21 protein-coding genes and 1 pseudogene are annotated in these 24165 nt (G+C 56.6%); 9 read left to right on the forward strand and 13 right to left on the reverse strand.

The window, feature by feature from the left end:
- Positions 1-281: pseudogene (glyA, locus tag ACR0A2_RS13110) on the forward strand (serine hydroxymethyltransferase); the annotation flags it as partial.
- Positions 282-554: 273 nt separating this feature from the next.
- On the opposite strand, the gene ACR0A2_RS13115 reads toward glyA, so the two are convergent.
- Entirely contained in the window at positions 555-929 is a 375-nt protein-coding gene (locus ACR0A2_RS13115; RefSeq protein WP_152457403.1) for a hypothetical protein, read from the reverse strand.
- Positions 930-1020: 91 nt separating this feature from the next.
- Between ACR0A2_RS13115 and ACR0A2_RS13120 the strand changes: the two genes are divergently transcribed.
- Positions 1021-1779, forward strand: coding sequence for an alpha/beta fold hydrolase (locus ACR0A2_RS13120; RefSeq protein WP_171363818.1), 759 nt, complete (start codon positions 1021-1023; stop codon positions 1777-1779).
- Here ACR0A2_RS13120 and ACR0A2_RS13125 read toward each other — a convergent pair whose 3' ends face one another.
- From ACR0A2_RS13125 to ACR0A2_RS13150, 6 genes are all read right to left on the reverse strand, one after another.
- The gene (locus ACR0A2_RS13125; protein WP_171207088.1) at positions 1780-1965 is read right to left on the reverse strand and encodes a hypothetical protein; all 186 of its coding nucleotides are present in this window, start codon (positions 1963-1965) and stop codon (positions 1780-1782) included.
- Positions 1966-2058: 93 nt separating this feature from the next.
- Complete coding sequence (locus ACR0A2_RS13130; RefSeq protein ID WP_171120798.1) at positions 2059-2436, reverse strand: rhodanese-like domain-containing protein; 378 nt, start codon at positions 2434-2436, stop codon at positions 2059-2061.
- Between the two features lie 79 nt (positions 2437-2515).
- A complete protein-coding gene (locus ACR0A2_RS13135) occupies positions 2516-3868 on the reverse strand; it encodes an HlyD family type I secretion periplasmic adaptor subunit (RefSeq protein WP_171172658.1) in 1353 nt (450 codons plus the stop codon).
- A 2-nt stretch (positions 3869-3870) separates the two neighbouring features.
- The gene (locus ACR0A2_RS13140) at positions 3871-5934 is read right to left on the reverse strand and encodes a type I secretion system permease/ATPase (protein ID WP_480835471.1); all 2064 of its coding nucleotides are present in this window, start codon (positions 5932-5934) and stop codon (positions 3871-3873) included.
- Positions 5935-6124: 190 nt separating this feature from the next.
- The gene (locus ACR0A2_RS13145; RefSeq protein WP_480835473.1) at positions 6125-8065 is read right to left on the reverse strand and encodes a type I secretion protein; all 1941 of its coding nucleotides are present in this window, start codon (positions 8063-8065) and stop codon (positions 6125-6127) included.
- Between the two features lie 131 nt (positions 8066-8196).
- Entirely contained in the window at positions 8197-10479 is a 2283-nt protein-coding gene (locus ACR0A2_RS13150; protein ID WP_480835474.1) for a hypothetical protein, read from the reverse strand.
- 763 nt (positions 10480-11242) lie between these two features.
- On the opposite strand from ACR0A2_RS13150, the gene ACR0A2_RS13155 reads away from it, so the two are divergent.
- Entirely contained in the window at positions 11243-11833 is a 591-nt protein-coding gene (locus ACR0A2_RS13155) for a helix-turn-helix transcriptional regulator (RefSeq protein WP_480835476.1), read from the forward strand.
- Positions 11826-12323 (forward strand): hypothetical protein, encoded by a 498-nt coding sequence (locus ACR0A2_RS13160; RefSeq protein WP_254443952.1) that lies wholly within the window; start codon positions 11826-11828, stop codon positions 12321-12323. The genes ACR0A2_RS13155 and ACR0A2_RS13160 overlap by 8 nt, the downstream gene beginning before the upstream one ends.
- Positions 12324-13294: 971 nt before the next feature.
- On the opposite strand, the gene ACR0A2_RS13165 is transcribed toward ACR0A2_RS13160, so the two are convergent.
- From ACR0A2_RS13165 to ACR0A2_RS13190, 6 genes are read right to left on the reverse strand one after another with little or no spacing between them, the layout of a single operon-like run.
- Positions 13295-14233 (reverse strand): HAD-IIA family hydrolase, encoded by a 939-nt coding sequence (locus tag ACR0A2_RS13165; protein WP_480835478.1) that lies wholly within the window; start codon positions 14231-14233, stop codon positions 13295-13297.
- Positions 14197-15012: a phosphonate ABC transporter, permease protein PhnE gene (phnE, locus tag ACR0A2_RS13170; RefSeq protein ID WP_480684891.1), complete on the reverse strand. Its 816-nt coding sequence runs from the start codon at positions 15010-15012 to the stop codon at positions 14197-14199. The genes ACR0A2_RS13165 and phnE (ACR0A2_RS13170) overlap by 37 nt, the downstream gene beginning before the upstream one ends.
- Positions 15012-15827: a phosphonate ABC transporter, permease protein PhnE gene (gene phnE, locus ACR0A2_RS13175; RefSeq protein WP_152457392.1), complete on the reverse strand. Its 816-nt coding sequence runs from the start codon at positions 15825-15827 to the stop codon at positions 15012-15014. The genes phnE (ACR0A2_RS13170) and phnE (ACR0A2_RS13175) overlap by 1 nt, the downstream gene beginning before the upstream one ends.
- Positions 15824-16618: a phosphonate ABC transporter ATP-binding protein gene (gene phnC, locus ACR0A2_RS13180; RefSeq protein ID WP_171229690.1), complete on the reverse strand. Its 795-nt coding sequence runs from the start codon at positions 16616-16618 to the stop codon at positions 15824-15826. Before phnC ends, phnE (ACR0A2_RS13175) begins: the two co-directional genes overlap by 4 nt.
- A gap of 60 nt (positions 16619-16678) precedes the next feature.
- A complete protein-coding gene (gene phnD, locus ACR0A2_RS13185) occupies positions 16679-17653 on the reverse strand; it encodes a phosphate/phosphite/phosphonate ABC transporter substrate-binding protein (RefSeq protein ID WP_171172652.1) in 975 nt (324 codons plus the stop codon).
- Between the two features lie 58 nt (positions 17654-17711).
- On the reverse strand, positions 17712-18521 hold the full coding sequence (locus ACR0A2_RS13190) for a DeoR/GlpR family DNA-binding transcription regulator (RefSeq protein WP_480835481.1): 810 nt from the start codon (positions 18519-18521) through the stop codon (positions 17712-17714).
- 244 nt (positions 18522-18765) lie between these two features.
- Between ACR0A2_RS13190 and ACR0A2_RS13195 the strand changes: the two genes are divergently transcribed.
- The 5 genes from ACR0A2_RS13195 to ACR0A2_RS13215 are packed head-to-tail and all read left to right on the forward strand — an operon-like array spanning position 18766 to position 24165.
- Positions 18766-19230 carry an NUDIX hydrolase gene (locus ACR0A2_RS13195; RefSeq protein ID WP_480619508.1) on the forward strand — a complete coding sequence of 155 codons (465 nt, stop codon included), beginning with the start codon at positions 18766-18768 and terminating at the stop codon, positions 19228-19230.
- Positions 19231-19288: 58 nt separating this feature from the next.
- Positions 19289-20314, forward strand: coding sequence for an ABC transporter substrate-binding protein (locus ACR0A2_RS13200; RefSeq protein ID WP_480835483.1), 1026 nt, complete (start codon positions 19289-19291; stop codon positions 20312-20314).
- Positions 20315-22531 (forward strand): ABC transporter permease, encoded by a 2217-nt coding sequence (locus ACR0A2_RS13205; protein ID WP_480447578.1) that lies wholly within the window; start codon positions 20315-20317, stop codon positions 22529-22531.
- Positions 22528-23598 (forward strand): ABC transporter ATP-binding protein, encoded by a 1071-nt coding sequence (locus ACR0A2_RS13210; protein ID WP_480619506.1) that lies wholly within the window; start codon positions 22528-22530, stop codon positions 23596-23598. Before ACR0A2_RS13205 ends, ACR0A2_RS13210 begins: the two co-directional genes overlap by 4 nt.
- On the forward strand, positions 23599-24165 hold the full coding sequence (locus ACR0A2_RS13215) for a histidine phosphatase family protein (RefSeq protein WP_480447575.1): 567 nt from the start codon (positions 23599-23601) through the stop codon (positions 24163-24165). It abuts the gene before it with no gap.

Raw genomic sequence — 24165 nt, forward strand, 5'->3', positions numbered from 1 at the left:
CCGAGAAAGCCTTGGGTCGCGCGCATATCACCTGCAACAAGAACGGCGTGCCGTTTGACCCCGAAAAGCCGACCATCACGTCGGGCATCCGTCTGGGGTCGCCCGCCGGCACCACCCGCGGCTTCGGCGAGGTCGAATTCCGCCAGATCGCCGACTGGATCATCGAAGTGGTAGACGGCCTGGCCGCCAATGGCGAAGACGGCAACGGCGCCGTCGAAGCCAAGGTCAAGGCCGAAGTCGCAGACCTCTGTGCACGCTTCCCGATCTATCCGAACCTGTAACTAGTCCATCCTCCAACACGGAACGGCGCCATGAGGCGCCGTTTTTATGCGTCAGATCCCTGAAAACGTTCTGGATCTCGCCCAGCGCATATCCGGTGTTTTGGGCAAGGTCTCGGGCCCAAAGGACGCCAAGGCCATTCTGGTCAATACGCGCTTTTTCCGCCCCGACCAGCTTTTCGCGCAGCTGTTCACACCGAATCCGTGCCTTCGATGTTACCGCACACAGGGGTTTGCGCCATGTTCAGACCTCGGCGCGCAGTCCAGAATCCAAGCTCAGATCAAGCCGCGCCACCACAGAAAAACCAACAGAAGTGTCGTCAGTGCCAGCATGTTGAAGGCCAGCCCCCCCAGCAGGCCAAGGAACCAACCCCATCTGCGATCCGCAAGATTGATGGACCCCAGATGTTCCTGCACCACGTCGGACGCCTTGATCAGCTTGGGGTTGTCCAGAACCAGCCTCAGTTTGGGATGAGAGGCCATCGCCTCGGCCCGGGCCAGAATCAAGGCCTGCTTGTAGACGCGCCGCGGCAGTCGGCGCTTGGCCTTGCGGATTGATGCCTCGAGCGTCTTGTCGCGCACCCCGAGCTTTGCGCGCAGCAACACAACCGTTTCGGCGATCCGGGTCTGAATGTCTGGGTCCTGCGGCATTGGTGGCCTCCTGCCGAGGCAATCTAGCGGCAGCGCCCATTACCTACAATGGGGCTGGTCGTTTCCGGCGGTGACTTGTATCACGCGGTACATGCTGAACACCATCATATATGGCGAACCGACCGCCCGACCGCCCCTTGTCATTGCCCACGGCCTGTATGGGTCGGCCCGAAACTGGGGCGTGATTGCCAGACGGCTATCAGACCAGCGGCAGGTTGTGGCCGTCGATATGCGTAACCACGCCTACAGCACGTGGGACGCTTGTCATGACTATCCCCATCTGGCGCAGGATATCGCCGAGGTCATCGAACGGATCGGCGGGACGGCAGACGTACTTGGGCATTCAATGGGCGGCAAGGCCGCGATGACACTTGCGCTGCAACACGGCGCGCTGGTGAACAAACTGGTGGTCGCAGATATTGCGCCGGTGAAATACACGCACAGCCAAATTCAATTTATCGAGGCCATGCGTGCCGTGGACTTCTCGCGCATTACACGCCGCTCGGATGCCGAACAGCAATTGGCCGAGCAAGGCGTTGAAAAAGCATTGCAGAGCTTCTTCACCCAATCGCTAGACATCAAGGGAAAGCGTTGGCTGCTGAACCTGGACGTGTTGGCGGACCAGATGCCAAATATCATGGGCTTTCCCGAGTTGGACGCCCAGTGGCAAGGCCCCGTGCTGTTCCTGTCGGGGGGCGAGTCAGATTACGTCTTGCCGGAACATCGGGCCAAAATCCGCGCACTGTTCCCCGGCGCGCGATTTGCCAAGATCCCCGGCGCCGGGCACTGGCTGCACGCCGAAAAACCGCGCGAGTTCGAAGCTGCCGTCAGAACCTTCCTGAACGCCTGATCAAACGCCTTGATACAGCCGCCTGGCCACCATCCAGGATGCCGGAGCGGCGACTACGGCCCCCGCGGCCGCGGCGCCTACAATTGCGCTGACGGACACCATTCCGGCCGACAGCACGGCGATTACGGCCGAACCAGACAGAGCAGTTGCAATCAGTGAATACAGCATAGCGGCAAGGCGAAACATGGCCGGGCTTTCCTTTTGATGGCTTCCGGCCAAATATTTCACGATTCGAATGTGTTGTACTTTGATTTGTGTCAGTTTCAGACGGTTCCGAAGCTAGGATTTGGCGATTTCACCGCCCCCATTCACCCAGTCCGTCAATCCACCAAGATTGTACACCCTCTGGTATCCCATATCCTTCAGGAGTTTTCCGGCCAAAGCCGCGCGCCCGCCTGATGCGCAGTACAACACGATGGGGCGATCCTTGCGCAGTTCAGGGTCATGTGATTGCAATGCATCCTCTGCCCGAAACTCCAGCATGCTGCGGGGTATATGATGCGCTCCGACGGCGCGGCCCGTCTGTTCCAGCTCATTCGCATCGCGAATGTCCAACAGCAGCGCCCCCTGTTCGGTCATCGCCTTTGCCTTGGCCGCATCGATACGCTCGACCACCGCGTTGGCCGCTTCCATCATCTCTTTCACCGTCACCGGCATGCGATTTCTCCTTCACGTCACCGCGCAGAGGTTAACATGCGAATTTTGGAAGGTGTAGACATGGAAGGAAACGCGCGTGTTACTGCTCGCGAAACGCGCGCGACATGCTGTCTGATACCGGTTTGGCGATATAGGCCGCAAAGGTGCGCTCCTCGGTCTGGATCATGATTTCAGCGGGCATCCCCGGTGTCGGAACAAAGCCGCGCACGCGCTGCAACTCATCCGGGGTCAGTGAGACTCGTGCCAGATAGACTTCCTGCGGAACACCGGTCGAATCCTCAAGCAGCGCATCGGCCGAGATATAGAACACCTCGCCATACAAAACAGGCGTCGTGCGTTGGTTCAACGCGATCAGGCGGACTGTGGCGGTCTGCCCCGTGACGACACTGTCAATCTCGGTACGCGGAATCTGTGCCTCGATGATCAGGGGCGCATCTGCGGGCAGGATTTCGGCTATCGGTTCCCCGGTCTCAATCACACCGCCCGGCGTGTGATAATGCAATCGCACCACCGTTCCGGTTACCGGCGCGCGCACCACGGCCCGGTCAAGAACACTGCGCGCCTGTCGGGATTTTTCACGCACGCTTTCCAGATCAGCTTCGATCACGCCCAGTTCATCCAGTGCGGCCTCACGATAGGCGGACCGCGTACGCGCGATCTGTTCGTCATATTTCAGCAGCATCTGGTTGATTTCAGCGGCTTCCGCCTGCAACCGGGCCTGCTGACCTTCGGCTTCGGCCTGCACACGACGGATCGTGTTCAACTCCCCTTTGCGGACAAGGCCCTTTTCGAACAGTTGGCTTTTGGCCTCGAACTCCTCCTGCAAAATCTCGGCGCGCCGGGCCATGCTGTCCAGTTGCGCCTCAAATCCGCTGGATCGGATTTTCAGCGCTTCCATGTTGCGCTCCAGCAAAGCCAAGTCATTCAGCAGCGTCTTGCGCGACACATCAAAGCTGAGCTTTTGCCCATCCAGAATGGCCATTACTTCAGGATCTTCGGATGCTTCGACAAGCGCCTGCGAAAACACGAGGCGGTCGCGTTCCCCGTACTCGGCCAGCAACCGCTCGGTCATGGCCTGAAGACGCAGCTTGCGAATATGCAATTCACGCTCATTGGCCTGGGCCGAGGTCTGGTCCAGGGTCATCAACACCTGACCTGCCTGAACCGCCTGACCTTCCACAACCTTGATGTCTTCGATGATGCCGCCTTCAAGATGTTGGACAATCTTGTTGCGGCCCGTGGCCACAAAGCTGCCTTGCGCGATGACCGCTGCGGCCAGCGGGGCACTGAAGGACCAGACCCCGAAACCGCCGAAGCAAACGACAAGCAAGACCACCCCGATCACTATCAACCTGTTGATCGAGCGCGGAACCTCGGCATACCAGACTTCTGGTTCATTGGCTGAGTTGTTCACAGGTACGAGGTCATTCATGGTCAGCCCCCCTGCTGGCCTTCAATTCCAGTCTGCTTGCGCGGCCCGTTGATCTGCTGAAGAACCTGATCACGCTGACCGAACAGGGCCACACGCCCATCCGTCAGCAGCATGATCTTGTCGACAACATTCAGCAACGTTGGCTTCTGCGTAATGACGACAACGGTGATCTTGCTTTGACGTGCCTGTTCGATCGCACATGCCAGCGCCTTGTCGCCCGCGACGTCGAGATTTGAATTTGGTTCATCCAGCACAACCATTCTGGGGTTGCCGAAGAACGCCCGTGCCAGTGCGATACGCTGCTTCTGACCACCGGACAAAGGCGAACCATCAGCGGCCACCACGGTTTCATATCCCTGCGGCAATGTCGCAATCATGTTATGAACATCGGCCAGAACGGCGGCATCGTGGATCTGTTCGTCAGTGGCATCCGCCCGCATCCGGCCGATATTGTCCTTGATCGTGCCCGGGAACAGCTGAACATCCTGCGGCAGGTAGCCGATGCTTTCGCCAAACTGGCGCGGGTCCCAGTTTCGGATGTCCATCAGGTCAAGCCTGACGCTGCCCGATGTGGGCAGAATGGATCCCACCAGAGTTTTCCCAAGCGTGGTTTTCCCGGCACCGGAATTGCCGATGATGGCCAAAGTTTCACCTGGAACCAGCGAGAACGTGATGCCGTTCAGAACCACGCGTTTGGTTCCGCCCGGTACATAAAGCAGACGTTCGACATCCAGACGACCTTCGGGCCGTGGCAAGCGCAGTTTTTCGTATTGTAGGGCCGAGGTCGACAGCAGCGCCTTGATCCGGCCGTAAGCTCCGCGCGTCAGCAGATAGCTGTTCCATCCTTCAATCGAGCCTTCAATTGGCGCAAAGGCACGCCCGGCGATGATCGAGGCCGCAATCACCATACCGCCTGTGATCTCTCCTTGCAGCGCCAGAAACGCGCCCCAACCCAGAATTCCGATCTGCGTCAAAAGGCGAACGGCGCGCGAGATTGCAGCGAAGATCACGTTGCGGTCCTGTGCCCGCACCTGCCAGGTCAGCGATTGGGCAGTATCCCGCCCCCAGATCCGCACGGCCTCGGGTATCATTGCCAGAGCATTAATGATCTGACTGTTGCGAGACATCGAATCCAGATGCAGGTTCGCCATGGACTGCGCCTTGTTGGCCTCGGCAAACGGCTTGGCAGTCGTTTTCTGGTTGATAAGCGCAATCGTCATCAGGATCAGCGCCGTAACCACCACGATCATGCCCAGTTGCGGATGCACAAGGAAGATCATCAGAATGAACAGCGGTGCAAACGGCACGTCCAGAAATGAAAGCAGCGTGCCCGAGACCAGAAAACCACGAAGCTGTTGCAGATCGCCCAATGTCTGATACTCGCGCCCGTTTCCGTGCAGCGACGCATGGGCCGCCGCGCTTAGAACCGGTGCGCCCAGCCGGGCCGCCACTTCGACCCCGGTCCGCATGAGCATGAACCGCCGTACCGCATCAAAAGCAGACTGGAAGATCACCGCCCCTGCAACGATGGCCGTCAGCATGATCAGCGTATCCAGCGACCGGCTGGTCAGAACACGGTCACTGATCTGGAACAGATAGATCGGGATCGCCAGGATCAGGATGTTCGTGGCGCAGGTCAGGACCAGAACAAACGCAAGATTGCGCCGGATCGCCCGCATCGAAACGCGCAACGTGCGCTGGAAATCTTCGGGCGGGGTGCGTTTGTGGAAAGTTTGGGGTGGCCCGTTCCCATCACCGCCGCCTGAATTCGTTTGCAACAGTGGCTGGTTTGCCTTGGCCTCGATCGTGGTGCCTATGCCGTTCTCACCGGATGCGCGTGCAGAGGGGGTCTTGCGCGCAGTCGAGTCCCCGGCGGATGCCGGATCCGGGCCGTCGGCACCGGCCACCCCATTGCCGCCACCCGCCGGGTCTTCATCTTGCGCGGGTTGCGGCTGCGCACGCTGATGGGGAGGATCAGCGCGCCGTTGTTCGCGTGAGTGTTTTTGGTCTTCGGATTGCTGTGGCGCTTCGCTTTCAACTGTCGAATCTGGATCTGACTCAGACACGCGCATCTCCTGCGTCAGGTGCAAACGGGCTTTGACCCGTTGTGTCGCTGGATCTGTCCCACCGTCTGCGCGCTGGCGCTTCGGGCCCAAACCGCCTTGCCTGTCCAGTGGACTGGATAAGAGTGGACGGCGCGACGAAAAAACAATCGACATATACAAACCTTCTGGTCACTCGATAAAAACTTGGGGGTCAGGCCAGCATGGATTGCAGGCCGTCATCTGGTGTCGTTGTGTCAGTGGATTGTGCGTCCAGTGCCAGGGCCGCATCCGGTTGCGGCACAGACATGTCTGCCATGATTGCGGCGATCGCCTCGTTGGTCATATCTGTGATTTCCTGGTTGTCCGGCACGTCAATCAGGCTGGCCTGATGAAGCAGCAGGTCAGAATAAGATCCGTCAGCGGCCATTACCGTCGAATCCACGCCCATTTTGGTCAGATTGACGGAGTTCAACAGGGCGTTGCTGCCTGCGACGACATCAGTATCGGCGGCACTGGGACCGGACAGGTCAATTTGATCCTGATCCAGCATCATGGTGACCTGTTCAACGATGTTCACCTGCAACAAGTCTCCGTCGATCTTGAGCACGCGCAACTGTTCCATTCCTGCGAACAAGGGATCGTTGAGCAGCGCATTCTCCAACGCATCCACATCCGTTTGATCAAGCGCCATGGCGTCGGACAGGTTCTGTTGCAGATCCTGATGTGTATCTTTGCCTATCGTTTTGACCGACGCGTCATTCATGATCACGTTGTCATCATCTCCGGCCATTGCGCCAGGCATACCGCCGCTGATGATATCGTCATCCATCAGGACGTTGGTCTGGTACAACATGTCCACGGAAATCATATTCCCGTCGATCATGATCAGGTCGTAGAAACTGCCCAGCTGAACGATGTCGGTGACATTGAACATTTCGTTGTCGCCCAGCGCGTACAAGGTCGATGCGGCCGAAATCTCGGTCTGTATGTTGTCGATATCCGTGGCGTCGATAACCTGTTTGACGAAGTTGGCCACGACCAGATCACCGTGGACCCAATCCACAACGACGAAGTCAGGCTGTCCGGATGATCCGGCGCCATTGTCCAGCCACGGGGCGTCTCGGCCTTCGACTTCGATCTTCGAGGACTGAATCACATTGGTGCCGCTGCCCGTTCCCGGTGCCCCCACATCCCAATCTGACACAAGCGCAACCTGGCTGATGGCGGTCAGGCTGATCGCCTGCCCTCCGACGGCGATATAGGGGGCATCAACCCAACCCACAGATGCCGAGACGGCATTGATCGCAAGGTTCCCGCCGGTCACGACCAGGTGTCCGTCGTCAAAGTCAGGATCTTTCGACTGATCCCACTCGGCCGGAAGCATGGCCTCGGCCTCATCCTCTCCGGCTTCATCCGGCTTATGGAACGCAGGCAGGATGTCCGTCCATACCGGAGCGTCGTCAACGTACTTGCCGTTCACGATCACCCCCAACGCATCATCGCCATGAAACTGATGTATCGTGACCCCATCGATATTCGCGATTGCAGGGGCCGACATCTGTTTGGCCAGCGCCTCGAGCATTTCGGTCGACTTGTAATCCGCGAGCGAAAGCGAAGGGGCTGCCATGGCATGAAGCGACAGCGCCATGTCCATCATCTCTTCGCCCTGGGCGACCAGCGCCTCGGTATCGCGAAAGTCCCCTTCCCCCACCGTGTCGTTGTCGCGCATGACCACCTTTTGTACGGTGAACGTCATTGCCGAACCCAGTGGCACCGTATCCGGTCGCAGAACAATCAGTTCCGGTGCAGAAGAAGGGCCGGATATGCTGTCTGGAACAAATCGCGTGGATTCCGCGCTGTCACCGTTGAGGATGATGACCGACTCGTGCACCGGCCCGACAGGAGCTTTTGGCAACGGAAGTTCCGGTTGAGAGGGGAGAAAATTGAATGGCAGGGCTTTGTATTCGCCCGCCGGGATATCCAGATCAGCTTTGATGTTGATCGAGGTAGGCTCATCAAGCCCGTCTATTTCGGCTTTACGCCTCAGGGCGCTGAATTCCTCGTACTGATCCCTCAGGCGGGCTTGTTCTATCGTAAGCTCAAAAGTTCCAACAAAATGCGCTATCGTTTCCGTAATACCGTCAAGTGCCATGTCGGTTATCCTTTTTGCCCGCCGCAGCTCGTAATTTCCGCTTTGGGTTCAGTTGGGCCGGGGCCGCGTTTTGCGGCCCCGGCATTTTCGAAAGGTAGCAAGGCCCGAAAATGCGAGCCCCGCCTTTTGACTTAAACGTCCGTGTCGTCGCTGGCGTGGGACATGGTCATCGAACCACCCACCATGGTCGTATCGACCGTGTTGCCCAGAACGTTGGCGCCCATGATGATCGACTGGTTGAACGCAGACGTATCAACGACAGCCGCAGCCGATGCATAGGACTCGCCGGTTACGATACCATCGCCACCATTGTTCGCGCCCCAGGCACCACCATTGCCGCCGGCACCACCGTCACCTGAATAGGCGCCGCCACCGTTACCACCGGTGATCATGCCACCCATGGTATCGCCTGACGTTGCAGTGCCCATCGAAGCCCCGCTGGTTCCGCCGTCCGCGGCGGATGCGCCACCGGCACCACCGTTACCCGAGTCGGCCGCACCAGCTGCATCGCCAGAGCCAGTCGATGTGGCATCATTGTCGGAACTGCCTTCGCCACCGTATCCGGCAATTGCTTCGGCCAGGCTGTCAGCCGCACCGTTTGTGTCGGCATCTCCGAAGATGTCGGCAGCTCCGCCGCCACCCGCGGTATTGGCCGCGTCGGCAGACCCGGCTCCGTTGCCGGTAGACGATGATGTCGGCGTCGTGCTGCCGCCCGCGCCGCCGTCGCCGTCGGCAGCCGATGTTCCGGTACCGGCCGCATCCGCTGCGCCATCTGCTGCGTTCGACCCGCCGTCACCGCCGCTGCCGTCGGTGTCCTGCGAGTTGCTGGCCGCACCGTTCACGTCGCCTGGGCTCTGGTCGATGTCCGGCCCACTTGCCGACTGATCGCCAACACCCTGAGCATCGGAATCCGCGTCAGCGGTCCCACCGGAACCGTCGCCGCCCGAGCCGTCGCCACCCGAACCGTCGCCGGCCGTGCCGTCGCCACCGGTGCCGTCACCGCCGGTTCCGTCACCGCCTTCGCCTGCTTCGGCGTCAATCATGCCCAACTCTTCCTGAAGAGCCATGATTGCAGCTTCGACCATCGCGCCGAATCCACCTTCGCCGTCGCCGCCGGTGCCGTCGCCACCGGTGCCGTCACCGCCAGAGCCGTCACCGCCGGATCCGTCACCACCGGTTCCGGTTCCGCCAGAGCCGTCAGCCGAACTGTCCGCGCCGCTGTCAGCAGAGCCATCCGCAGTGTTGTCACCCGCAGTGGCATCATTTGCATCGGTGTTGCTGTCGCTGGTGTTCGAAGCCGAACCATCTGCCGCAGCATTACCATCGCCACCGTCCGCGCCGGACGCGTCCGCGGCGTTATCTGCCGTTCCGGTACCCGTTCCGGTCGAGTCGGAGTCGCTGTCGCCGCCGTTTGCGTTACCGGATGCATTCGAACCGGACAGACCCAGGCCCAGGCCCAGACCAAACGAATCCGCGCTGCCGCCGGCTCCGCCGGTTCCGCTGCCATCGGCACTTGTGCTGCCATCGTTGTCAGACGACGCGGAACCATCCGCGGCACCGCCATCTCCGCCGGCACTGTCACCGTCGGATCCTGCGCCCGCCATACCAACACCGTTGCTGGCATTGCTTGCGTCACCGGTCGATCCGCCCCGGCCGCCGCTGGAATCGGCATCGGCACTGCCGGTATCGCCACCGTCAGCCCACGCGTGGCTGCCCAGCGTCGATGAATCGGCCGCGCCGCCGTAACTGGTTCCACCGTCGCCCGATTTTCCACCGCCGGCATCCGAGCTGATACCTTCAGCCGCAGTAGCATTACCACCATTGGCATCGCCGTTCTGGTAGAAGTCGGCATTGTTGGATACGCTTGGTGAGTCCAACGTGTCATCATCACTCAGACTGGCGACCTGGCTGTTCACGGATGACATCGCTGTTCCGGCGCCATCCATCGAGACATCCAGATTCATGTCATCGCCTGGATCATAGGTCAGATCGCGACCAGCAGTGATCACGTCACCCACTGTCGCCGAGTCGCCGAGGTCCAGATCAACCTGATCATCGTCGCGCGGAATCCACTCACCGCCGCCGAAATCGATGTTGATTGAGTTGCTGTTGGAGTTGTCGTTGGTGTTGTCGCCGGCATTAAGCGTCTGGTCCTGATCCTGACCCTGGTCCTGATCCTGACCCTGGTCCTGATCCTGACCCTGGTCTTGATCCTGACCCTGGTCCTGACCCTGATCCTGACCCTGTTCGTTGGCGTTTTCTACATTTTGGTCCTGCTGCTGTTGCTGCGCAGTCACGTCGGCTTCAACAAGGGCCTCATCAACCTGAATTTCAACATCCACCGGAGCATCCAGGTTTTCGACTACAATTTCGTCAACGGTCGTTACGTTTGTATTGTTTACATTACGTCTCATAACAAATTCCCATTACTGGAACGCCTGACCGCCATTCATCTACAAAGCGGCAACGGGCGTAATTGAAACTAAAATTCCCGCACAGCGTTCAAGCACGCTGAATGCGGTTCACGGTAGTTTACCTGAGGCCACCTCCTTTCCCGGCTAAGCCGAATACGCGGCCGTTCACAATCGATGCTGAAATGCGCAAGGAACGGGCGCGGCAGGGACAGATGCTTTCACAATTAAAGCCCGACCATGTTCGCAGCGACGCACGCTTGCGACTAGCTAACTGAAAGTTCTGATGAGGATAAGCTATTGTTTTTTATTTTTATTTTGAGAATATTGCGGAACTTTCGCCGGGCTGGAACAAAAAGTTCTAAATTAAGAAAGCAATAAAAAATAATGCAATTGTTTCCACTGGTTACACAATGCCACACCGAAAAACCTAAACAATAGTTCTATATCAAAGGCACTTGAACTATACCGTCTGGTTGTAGAAAATCACGTTTTCAGCTATAGTAAACCTCACGTAATTCTTTGATTAGTTAACTACTTTTACACCGGTAATTCCATTTCGATAAAGCCATTTCCGGTTAACCCCGTTTTGTGAGGGAATATAATGAGTGAGTCTTTGAACAATGAATCTGGCAATCAAAGTTTTTATTCAGAAGATTTTTCAATTGTCTTCCTCGGGAAAGAACTATTCTATTCAAATCAAACCCTAAGAAGCGTTCAAACCGAATTTGGTGTCCGCGCTTTTCGCTTCGAAACACTCGAGGCGATGCGTACAAGTGTTCCGGACAGCGGCAAGATCGTCGTCGTGGATCAGATGTTGATCGAAGACCTGTTGGCGCGCCGAGGCGCATACACCAAAAGTGCAGGTTCCGGCTGTCTTGCCTTCGCCTACCGCAAAGAGGAATCGGCCCGGCACCTGTTCGAAGGCTGGAACCGCGCGCAGTTTGGCGATGTCGGCTTTCTGCCGATGAACGTGGCACCGGACGCGTGGCGCGCCATCCTCAGACTGCTGATGCACGAGGAACTTTATCTTCCCAGCTTTCTGGCTGACTGTGTTTCACCCCCCTGTCAGCGCGCGCCCGAGAGACCACGGCAACGGGAAGCCATTACATCCAACGGCGCGGATCGGCACGCACAGTACTCTAAGCTGACACGCCGCGAAAAACAGGTTCTGAAACTGGTCTCAGAAGGCAAAAGCAACAAATTGATTGCGGCCAAGCTGGGCATCACGGAACACACGGTCAAGCTGCACATGCATAACGTTGTCGGAAAGATCGGTGTCAGCAACCGGACGGCGGCTGCTCATTTCTATTTCGAGGTTGCGCCTCATGAGGCGCAGCAGACCGCCCTTGACTGATCGCTTTGAAGCCCGGTTCGACCGCCTGATCCTTTTGGTCGGCAGGCTGAACTACATGTGGACAAACACCGAGAGCCTGCTGATCCATCTGATCGCCGGCCTGACTGGAACGTCCAAGGACGTGGCCGTAATCATCTTTCTGACTTTGAACACTACCCGCGCGCGAATAGATCTGGTTGAAAGACTTGCAAAAATGGAAGGGCGCCCTGCCCGGGTTCGCGATCCGATCCTTGAACATACGCAAAGGCTGGCCAAGCTTTCTGGCATCCGCAACAAGTACAACCATTGCATCTATTCTTTCGACCCTGAAAGCGGAAACCCGAAAACGATCCTTATGCGGATCGCTGACCGCAAAACCGACATAAAACTCGGCCGCGAAGATACCGTGGACGACAACGCGCTGCTCCAGATCGAAGCAGTCGTTGATCAGCTGTCAGCCGCGAACAGGGACATTTGGAAACTGATCCGACAATTGGGGTTTCCGGTTTAAGCATAGTCGCACAGCAGAGTTTTATGGGGGCTTCGCAGCACCCGCGCGTTCTGCCACGCACACATAAGTCACGGCATTTTCTTATTCTTTTTGGTGCGGGCGGTGAGCACCATGTGGCTAGTACACTATGCTATATTTAATCTCTAACACATTAATACTATTATTAAATTAATCCGGCACCTGCAGCACACTGCAACAGAATTTGGGAAAGCACCGCGCCGCAAGCGTGGGGCAGTTAAAGCAAGAGGCGTAAACCGACTATCAGCAGCGCAGGTAATAAATGCCGCGCTTTGTATCGTTGTTCAATACGGTGGCGGGTTCTTTCTCAAGAAGTCGCAGAACGGCAGTCGCTGGTTCTATCAGTTCTAAGACAACGGCAAGCGCCAGCATGGGGGATTGGATCTTTCCCTGACATGTCCCTGTTTGATGCGCGCACAGAACGAAAAAATGGTCCTCTAATACGGAACGCGACGACGATCCGATTGCGGAACTTGAACTCCGGCGTCTTGATGCAGAAAACAACCCGAACGACCCGACATTTGAGGACATGGCGCTCATCGCGTTTGATCGGTTCAAGAAACGGCTGCGCGGCGACGGTGCGCGCGGTCGATGGTTCGGGGACTTGATTCGATGAGATAGACGGCGACTTGTGAACGGTCCCGAAAGAACCCATAAAAAGCTAATGGAAAAAGTACACGGTTTCTGAAACCCGCTATGGACTGAGGCCGTGGACCTGATTGAGATATGCTGCGAATTGCGGTCAAAGCGGCCGATACGTCAGTTTGTTGGGATGTGTGATAACAGTCCAATCCAGACATGAGTTCAGAGTTCTGTGGTTGCGGAGGAGTTTTCCAAAGCCGCCGCTCACACGTGGCACTGCATGTGTATGGTCGGCATGTTTGCCACGCAAAGTCAGCCGACATACGAGTTAAAGTGAACAGAAAAACGCATCTAAGGGTAACGCCCTGGCATCAAGGCCGGCTTACGACAAAGTCAGGGACTATCCCTGCCTTTATGATCGCTGCTTCAACATCATGCCCTGCGAAGAAACCGTATCCCGAGATGAGTGCGGAAGCTATGCCGGCTTCTCGTGCGCCCAGTATGTCGGTGTGAAGGCTGTCGCCAACCATCAGAACCCGGGGCTTGTCGATGTGCCCGAGACGTTGGAAAGCAATATCATAGATATTGGCGAAAGGCTTTCCAAAAAACTGAGGGGCGACGCCTGTCCGGTCTGCCAGCCGATGCGCGTAAAGACCGGGTTCCTTGGAAAAACCATACTCGCGCGGAGCGACAATGTCAGGGTTGCCGACCAATACCGGGCGGGGGCGCTCCAGCAAAGCGGCCTCCAACATGGCTTGTCGCGATTCAGTCCAAACCGCCGACCCGATCATCAAAAAACCGTCGACGGTTTCGTAGGGCTTCGGATCGTCCTCCAGATAGGATAGTTTCAGCCCCTCCAGATCGCGAAGGCCGGCACTGGGGGTCGCCATCAATCCCCAATGCAACTCACTTTGGCCGTTTAGTTCAGACAACAATGTGACCCGGCTGGTGATCACGTCTTGTGGGGCGAAATCGTAACCAAGCCTCGTGTACTTCTCCAGTAGAGTTGCGTGGGGAAACCCAGCGGCATTCGACACAACCAGAACACGTTTTCCGGCGGCTTTCAGCGACCTGACCCGATCCGGCGTGCCCGGGATTGCCGTATCACCAATATTGAGAACCCCGAAAGCATCGAGGAGGAACACCTCAAACTCATGAGCTATGTCCTCCAGCGTGTCCGCCTGGCGATAGCTCAATTCAGTAGATCTGGTTTGCGGCAGGCGATGTCGTACAGCCTCGTAGGCGTCAAAAGCATCTTGCACAGAGAAACCGGTCAAATGATGGCCCCTCGTACTTTCGCCGAAACCCATTCGCTGATCATAACGGCGCCCAGAATTACAATCAGGATCAGGCTGACTTGCGGCCATGCCAGAACGTTAAGCGAAGCTGAAAGTTGCAACCCGATGCCTCCAGCTCCAACCAGCCCAAGCACCGTGGATTCGCGGATGTTGATATCCCAACGGAAAACGGCAATGCCTGCAAACGCGGGCAGGATTTGCGGTACGATCCCATAGGCCATGACCTGCCAGCGTGAAGCACCGGTCGCCGCGATTGCTTCGACCTGCGCGTGATCAATTTCCTCAATCGCTTCGTAAAGAAGCTTTGCGCAAAACCCGATTGAACGAATGGCGATTGCTATGACACCGGCGAACACACCGGGACCAATAATCGCGATCAGAAGAAGCGCCCAGATCAACGAGTTGATGGAGCGGGTCGAGACAATGACCAATAGCGCAATCGGCCGGATGAACAGAGCGGACGGCGTGGTGTTGCGGGCCGCCAAAAAGGCGACGGGGACTGCCATGCACAGGGCGATGATTGTACCCAGGGTGGCGATATTTAGCGTGTCCCAAATCGGGCGACCCAACTGGGTGATGTACTCCCATTTAGGAGGCGTTGCCCGGGTCCATATATCATTGGCGATGCGGGGCGCGTCCCAGACGAAAAACCAAGTGGTCGATTCCGAGATCAGCTGCCAGCAGTAAACAAAGATCGCCGCGCCCAACAGCCAGCCGAACCAACGGACCAAGCTCTGACCTGTTGTCCGGCGACGCCAGATTTGCGCATCGTCGCGTTCAAGTATCGGCATTACTGAACCCTCGCTCGTATAATTCCCGAAAGGTATTCAAGAGCCATCACGATGCCGATGATAAGAATGAGAATGGCTGCCGCGGTGTCGTATTCATAGCGGTCGAATGCGGTGTTCAAAGTCGCGCCAATTCCACCAGCCCCCACAAGCCCGAGGATCGCGCTTTCCCGGAAGTTGATGTCGATCCGATACATGGAAAGGCCCACAAGTCGCGGCATCACCTGCGGCTGAACTCCATAGTTGATCCATTGTGGCCAACGCGCTCCAGAGGCCTTGATCGCCTCGGCCTGAACCTTGTCCATGGCTTCGATATCTTCGGCCAGCAGTTTCGAGAGAAATCCGATGGTGGCGAAGGAAAGCGTCAGAAATCCAGCGAGCGGGCCAAAGCCGAAGATCGCCACAAGCAATATGGCAACGATAATCTCTTGCAATGCCCGACTTATCGCAACAATGCCTCGGCAAATCATGTAGATTGGCAATGGCGCGATATTGCGTGCAGCCCCCAGCCCAATCGGGATCGATATCAGGATACCCACGACCGACGCGGCCACGGTCATGACGATACTTTCCAGAAGGCCGCTCCAAATATCTGACCACCGTGAAATGAAGTCCGGGCTGGTGAATGCAAGCACAAACGCCCAACCCCGATCCAGCCCTTCATAGACACGGCCCCAATCGACCTCGATGGTCATAAAAGCTGCGATCAGGTAGGCGAAAAATCCAAGGAGCAATGCCCAGCGGAGCACTGGGTTCTTGACAAAGGCAGGCTTGCGCCAGCCTTTTCCCAGCATGTCGTCCAGTTCTCGATGGCTCATTCTGCGGCCTCGACATCTTCATCTTCGTCCACTTTTTCGATGGTTGCTTCCCAGTCTTCTTCCCCATAGATCTCGGTCAGCTTCTCAGGGGTAAGGCCGGTGGGAAGCCCATCATACACGATTTCGCCAAATCGGAGCCCCACGACGCGGGGAACAAACATCTGAGCGAGCGCCACATCATGAATATTGATGATGGCTGCCAATCCGCGTTCCTGACATAACTCGGTGATCAGCCGCATGATTTGACGGCTGGTTTTGGGGTCCAGCGACGCGGTTGGCTCATCAACCAGCAACAGTTTCGGGTTTTGAATCAAGGCGCGGCAGATGCCCACCCTTTGGCGTTGACCACCCGACAGTTCATCCGCCCGCTTATCAGCCATGTGCAACAGCCCGACCCGATCGAGCAGGCGAAAGGCTTCGTCCACATCAGACTGCGGATACCGTCGCAGGAAACTGCGCCAGAATCCCACGTATCCCAGCCTGCCGGACAATACGTTTTCCATCACCGTGAGGCGTTCAACCAAAGCATATTCCTGAAAGATCATGCCCATTTGGCGGCGTGCTTTCCGCAGCGCACCCGAGCCGAGTTTGGTCACGTCAACGTCATCCAGAAGGACACCGCCGCTTGTCGGTTCAACCAACCGGTTGACACAGCGGATCATGGTTGATTTGCCCGCGCCCGAGGGCCCGATCAACGCCAGAACCTGTCCTTTTGGAACCTCAAGATCAATCGCCTTCAGGGCCTGATCTCCGGTCTTGTATGTTTTCGTCAGCTTTTGAAGACGCAGCATGAAATGCCCCAGATTAGGGTGAACAGCGGGCCCTTTCAGGCCCGCCGGATGAGCCAAAAATTACTGGCAGGCGTAAGAGACGCCATTTGCCGCGTCAATTTTGCGAATAACGTCCCAGAATTCCTGATAGGTCATCTCGAGGAATTGGCCTTCGTTTGATTTTGAGAACTCAGCTTCAAGTGTCGTCCCCTCCCAATCGAAATTGAAGAAGGCATTGCGGATCTTTTCCTGCAGCTCGGGTGTCAGGTTGTAGACGGTGCCAAACCCCGTGGTCGGGAAGGTCTGCGACTTGTAGATCGTAACGACATCATCTTCCTTGATCACATCGCGCGAGATCATCCGGGATTTTACCGAGTTCGCGATCGATGCCGCCAGGTAATCCTTGTTGGCGACACCCAGGATCGAGTTGTCGTGCTTGCCCGAGTAGACAGGTTCGAAATCGCGTTCGGGCAGAAGATCAAAATCGCTTTTCAGGATCGCCGAGGGCGCTTTGAATCCCGAGTTCGATGTAGGCGATGTGAAAGCCAGTTGCTTCCCCTTGATGTCTTCGACCTTTTCGATGCCCGAACCCGGATAGGTGATGATCTCCATCTCGTAACCAAAATTTCCGTCCTTCGAAGCCATGATCGTGAACGGACGGAACCCGGCGCAGTTTACCGCCAGTGGGTTGGAGCCGGTGTTGAAACCTGCAATATGCAAACGCCCCGAACGCATCGCCTCGATCTGGGCCGCGTTGTTTTGAACAGGGAAAAAGACGACGTCCTTGCCAGTTTCCGCTTTCAAATGGTCAAGAAAATCTGACCACGCGGTTTTGTATACGGCGGGATCTTCAACCGGCGTATAGGCAAAAATCAAAGTGTCTGGATCTATCTGCTCGGAAGGATCCGTGGGGATATCCGCGATCAAATCCCCGTCGGCATCACAAAAACGCTCGTCCAAGTCACCGCGTGGACAATCCTGCGCCGACGCCGTTCCACTTATCGACATGAGCGCGATTGCAGATGCCCCAAGCAATAGTTTGATATCGATCTTCATGTTTTCCTCCCAGTCAAGTGCGGTGCTTTTTATCCGCCGTTAATCAGTCATTTCATATCTACCCGGCGACGAGAACGTCGACCCGGGCGCCTTCAATGGCGTTATGCAATTCTCCTGTTGGTTTTTTGTCGGTGATTATTGAATCCAGGTCGTCAAGGCCCCCCACTTGAGACAGGCCTTTCCGGCCGAATTTCCCGGAATCAACAAGAAGGTGCCGTTTCTGGGCGCGCGACAGCATTGCCCTCTTTATTGCCGCAAAGCCGCGCACCGTTTCTGAAGGGCCATCGGGCGAAAACCCCGAGGAACCGATCATGCACCTGTCGACGTTGAAACGGGACAGAAACTCCAGCGTCTCGGTTCCGATCGTTGCAGACTCAGTTGCCAAGTATTCCCCCGGGCATAACAGCACTTGTGCAGCCCCATGGCCAAGGGTCATGGCTACGGGAATGGAATTGGTGATTACGGTGCAAGATGTGCCAATATAAGCCAGTGCACGTGCCATTTCGATTGTGGTCGAGCCGGAATCGATCATGACCGTTTCACCGCTCTGGATCAGTTCTGCCGCTGTGGCACCTATGCGTTCGCGCTCCTCAACCTGTGCGTTTGTTCGTTCATCCAGACCCGGATAGTGCCCTTGCGCGGCGGCCGATGCCCCCCCGTGTGCCCGCGCGATCAAGCCATCATTCGACAGAGCATCGAAATCTCTGCGTACCGTCTCGGTGGAGACGTTGAACCGCTGCGCCAGTTCGTTGATGCGAACATGCGGGCGCAGCTTCAGTTCCAGCAATATCTGCTGGCGCCGGTCGGATTTCTTTACCCGGCTGTGGTTCTTTTCAGACATTTTGCCGCGCGTTTTAGTTTTGGACATCCGACGACCCGACTAGGTTTCGAAACCCACTTTTGTGGGCTTTCGGTCATAATGCAATATTTTTTGTTGCATAACCCTCGGAAGGTTGTGAGAATTCGAGCGAACACAAGTATTTCGAAGCGCAAAGCAAAGATGCACAGGCTGATCAAATTCAGAATACGAGCCAAGGCAAAGCGTTGACCGGCCAACTTGCCAACAAGACAGCTTCCTTTTGGTTCTTGATCGTGTGGCATTGAGAGGCGGCATGGGCGACAGCGAAACGGCAGATCAGATTGCGGCGCTTCCGATGCGCTGGGACAAGACTGGCAAGTTGCGCGTTCTTATGGTCACTTCGCGAGATACCGGCCGGTGGGTTATCCCGAAGGGCTGGCTAATGGACGGCAAAAAACCATGGCAAGCTGCTGAAATCGAAGCGCAAGAAGAAGCAGGCGCCGTCGGCACCATATCGAAACGGCCAATCGGTCATTTTTTCTATGATAAACGATACGAGGGGCGAAGCAGCGTTCGCTGCCGCGTCACCCTTTATCCGATGGTCGTGGAAAAGCTGAAGCGACGCTGGAAGGAAAAAGGTGAACGCACGCGTCACTGGTTTTCACCGGCAAAGGCCGCAAAGTTGGTTCAAGAAAGCGACCTGTCAGATTTACTGAACAATCTGACAGACAATCCAGAAGTCAAAACTGTCATAAAGAAACTTCGACAGGCTGCATGAGGAAGGGCATGAAAGAACCGGGAAACCCGGACGCATCAAGCTCAAAGGGAGGAAGAAAATGAGGAAATTGATATCCACCACGGTTGGATCGGTGATCGCCCTGGCTGCGTCACTGTCGGCGGCACAGGCCGACAAGCTGACACTTTATTGCTCGGCGCAAGAAGACTGGTGCCAACTGATGGCGCGCAGCTTTGAAGATGCAACGGGCATCGACGTCAACATGACCCGGAAGTCGTCAGGGGAGACCTTTGCACAAATACGCGCCGAAAGCTCGAACCCGAAAGGAGACGTTTGGTGGGGCGGTACGGGTGATCCGCATTTGCAGGCCGCCGAAGAGGGCCTGACGATGGAATACACTTCGCCGATGCGCGACCAGCTTCATGATTGGGCGATATCCCAGGCAGAAAGCGCCGGCAACAGAACGATCGGCATCTATTCGGGCGCACTCGGCTACGGCTACAATTCCGATCTTATCGCTGCAAACAACCTGCCCGAACCGGCCTGTTGGAAAGACCTGCTGAAGCCCGAATACAAGGGCCACGTTCAGATGGCGAATCCGAACTCATCAGGTACGGCGTATACCACGCTGGCGTCGATGGTTCAGATCTTTGGCGAGGATGAAGGCTTTGAGTTCATGAAGGGCCTGCATTCGAACATCAACCAATACACCAAGTCCGGGTCCGCGCCGATCAAGGCCGCCGGTCGAGGTGAGAACACCATTGGTATCGTCTTCATGCATGACGCCGTGAAGCAGGCCGTTTCAGGATTCCCGATTATGGTCGTCGCGCCATGCGAGGGCACGGGATACGAAATCGGCTCGATGTCGATTATTGAAGGGGCACGCAACGAAGAAGAGGCGAAAAAGTTCTATGACTGGGCGCTGTCTCCAGAAGCTCAGAATCTTGCTCTTCAGGTCAACGCGTTTCAGGTACCGTCGAACAAGAACGCAAAAACTTCGGAGAGCGCGCCAGACATGAGTCAGATCAAGCTGATTGATTATGACTTCAAAAAGTATGGGTCCTCGGACGAACGGAAGCGTCTGTTGCAGAAATGGGACGAAGAGGTTTCGACTCTGCCGCAGTAAATGACTGACCAGACTTCAAAAACGACCCATCCGGTCCTGATCTTCTGGATCACGGCCGGGTGGGTCGGATTCTGCCTGTTACCTTGGTACATGGTCGACGGTGGCCTTTGGTCGTTCGAGTGGCTTTTGGACGGCTATCCATTCGATGAGGGTTACGCCCCCGCTGCGTTTCTGATTGGGCAGGGTGAAAAACTTTGGCTCGCGCCGCTTGTGATCGCGCTGGCCCTGCCGCTTCTGGTGTTGAAGCGCACCAAATCTGATCCAGTTTACGCCCGCATATTGATCTTGTCAGGGGCGCTTGGCTTTGGCTGGCTGATCGCTCAGGGGTTCAGCATTGGCATCAGAGGTTTCAACTTTCATTGGTTGGAGGCGATGTTTGGCGAACTTGGCGACCGTCAGTTCGGCATGGGCTATGGCGCGATGATATGCGCCTCGAGCTTTCTGTTCCTGCTTACTCAGGGGATCGCGGCAAGGGGTGCCATTAACGGTGACGTCTTTGTCGTAAGCGCCATCGGGGGCGTTATTACAATTGTCACCGCGTTTGTCTTTTTTCCCATCGCGAAGATGCTTTTCGCTGCCTTCATCACCGAAGACGGCGCGTATTCCATCGCGGTCTTCTTCTCGAAGTTTTTCGATGATCGACTGTGGGGTCTGGGGTGTTTTCAGGGCGCGCGTTGTGGCGCAGCCTGGAATTCACTGTTCCTTGCCATCCTCGTTGGCGTCATCACCACGGTTCTTGGTCTTTGCTTTGCACTTGTCGTGACGCGCTCAGGCTTTCGCTACAAGCGCGCGCTGCGGGCTCTGACCGTTCTGCCAATAATCACCCCGCCATTCGTGATCGGCCTGGCGCTGATCCTGCTTTTTGGCCTGTCCGGCTCTGTCACCCGGTTCGTTGCCGAACTGTTCGGCACGCAACCGACACGCTGGCTTTACGGAATGCCGGGCATCCTGATCGCGCAGACACTCGCGTTTACGCCAATTGCGTTTCTTGTTCTGATCGGTGTGGTTGAAGGTGTCTCTCCGTCGATGGAAGAAGCGGCGCAAACGCTCCGCGCCAGCAGATGGCAGACATTCAAGACAGTTTCTCTGCCTTTGATGCGGCCGGGTCTTGCGAATGCATTTCTTCTCGGCTTCATCGAAAGCATGGCCGATTTCGGAAATCCGCTTGTATTGGGCGGGAATTTCGACGTGCTTTCGACCGAGATATTCTTTGCCATCGTCGGCGCTCAGTACGATCAGGGCAGGGCTGCGGTTCTGGCCATGGTGCTTCTGTTCTTTACTCTTTCCGCCTTTTACGCGCAGCGTGTCTGGCTGGGGAAGAAAAGCTATACAACCGTCACCGGCAAAGGGGATGCCGGCGTTCATCCACTGATGCCCACTGGCCTTTCTGTTCCGGTACTGCTCATCGCCCTGGGTTGGGCGCTGTTCACAATTGTTGTCTACGCGATGATCATTTACGGCAGTGTTGTCGAGCTGTGGGGCGTCGATAACTCGCTGACGATCAAACACTATATCACTGCATTCTCGGTCCGCTTCGAAGAAGAGGGTATTCGCTGGACCGGGGCAGCTTGGGACAGTTTCTGGACCACCATAACCATCGCGGCCATTGCTGCGCCATTGACTGCCGCCGTTGGCCTGGTGACCGCCTATCTGCTGACAAGACAAAGTTTTGCAGGCAAGAACGCTTTCGAATTTGGAACAATGCTGTCCTTCGCCATCCCCGGGACAGTGATCGGCGTCAGCTACATCCTGGCCTTCAACGTTCCGCCGATTGAAATCACGGGTACGGGTGTCATTCTCGTTGTCAGCTTCATCTTCCGCAATATGCCGGTCGGCGTTCGTGCGGGGATCGCGAGCATGTCGCAGCTTGACCGCAGCCTTGATGAATCCTCGCTGACCCTTGGTGCAAACTCGTGGCAGACGTTCCGAAATATCATTCTGCCGCTGTTGCGCCCTGCGATACTTGCCGCGCTTGTATACAGCTTTGTGCGCGCCATGACGGCGATCTCGGCCGTCATCTTTCTGGTCAGCGCAGAATATGACATGGCGACCAGCTACATCATCGGTCGGGTCGAGAACAACGACTATGGCCTTGCGATCGCCTATTCGACGACGCTGATCTTCGTGATGCTCGCGGCGGTCGGCTTATTGCAACTTCTCGTCGGTCGGGTCCAGATTGGCCGACGCACGCAGCACGCAACGGAGACATCGCCATGACCGACACCAAAATCGGTTCCAAGGCCGCCCCGGTACGCTTTGAGAACGTGTCGAAAGTGTTCGGCAAGGATGTCGTTGCCGTCGACAACATCAACCTGAACGTCGAGGCGGGAAAGCTCGTCACACTGCTTGGCCCGTCAGGCTGTGGGAAAACAACGACTCTGCGCATGATTGCCGGGTTGGAAATGGCAAGCTCGGGCAAGATCCTGATCGGAGATCGGGACGTGACCAAGTTGCCTGCCACCGACCGCGACGTATCCATGGTGTTCCAGTCATACGCGCTTTTCCCTCACATGAGCGTGCTGGAAAACGTGATGTATGGCCTCACATTCTCGGGCTTTGCAAAGGATGAAGCCCGCAGCCGCGCTCTGAATGGATTGGAACTGGTTGGCCTTCAGGGGTTCGACAGCCGTCTTCCCTCTGAACTGTCAGGGGGTCAACAACAGCGTGTTGCAGTCGCCCGCGCGCTGGTTCTTGAGCCGCAGGTTCTGCTGTTCGACGAGCCGCTGTCCAACCTCGATGCCAAGCTTCGCCGTCAGGTGCGAGAGGATATTCGGGCAATCCAGCAAGATCTTGGTTTGACAGTTGTCTACGTTACCCACGATCAGGAGGAGGCACTGGCGGTCTCGGATGAGATTGTTGTCATGCGCAATGCAGCAATCGCCCAAATGGGCACCCCACGCCAGCTTTACGACGCCCCGAACGACCGATTTGTCGCTGATTTCATAGGCGAGGCAAACCTTTTGGAGTGCCAAATCGTCGAAATCAATGGCGACGCGGCAACGATAGAAATAGAAGGCTACCGCCACACACTACCACGTCGCGGATTGTCCGAAGGACCTGCAACCATCGCCGTGCGACCCTCACGTCTGGTCATCGGTTCAGACCAAGGCATCCCAGCCACGGTGGCCAAGGCGACCTATGTTGGCGTTCGGATGGAATATACGCTGACCGGTGAATTCGGTCAGGTTTTTGTCGTACACGATGACGTCGATGCGCCGCTTGATCCCGGCACCGAAATCAAAATGGGCTTTGCTGACAAAGGCCCCGTTCTTTTGCCGGATTAAATGCCGAAACTCATTATCATCTCGCACCCCGAGGTCTCTGTCGACCCGGCCGTCCCGATAACTGAGTGGGGCTTGAATGCTGTGGGCCGCAAACGCGCTAATGAATTTGCATCCAGTGAAGTCTTGTCCAACGTGACGCAGATCTGGACCAGTGGCGAGCGGAAGGCCCGCGAAACAGCTGAGATTCTTGCTGCACCACGAGCGCTACCCGTGAATTGCAACTTGGGCCTTGGTGAGAACGACCGCAGCGCAACCGGTTACTTGCCTCGGGACGATTTCGAGGCCGCAGCCGATGCTTTCTTTGCTCAGCCGGATAGGAGCTATCGTGGTTGGGAAACAGCTGTCGAGGCGCAGAGACGCATTCATCGCGCAGTAACAGAGATAATCCAGACGCATCATGCCGGGGATCTTGCAATCGCGACCCACGGGGCAGTAGGCACATTGCTTTGGTGCGCACTTTCGGATTGTTTGATAGACCGCAAGTATGACCAGCCCTCACAAGGCCATTTCTGGCAGGCTGATCTAGCGACACTCAAACCTGATTCAGGTTGGGTCTCTTTTACTTAG

The sequence above is a fragment of the Ruegeria sp. H8 genome (assembly GCF_056532905.1).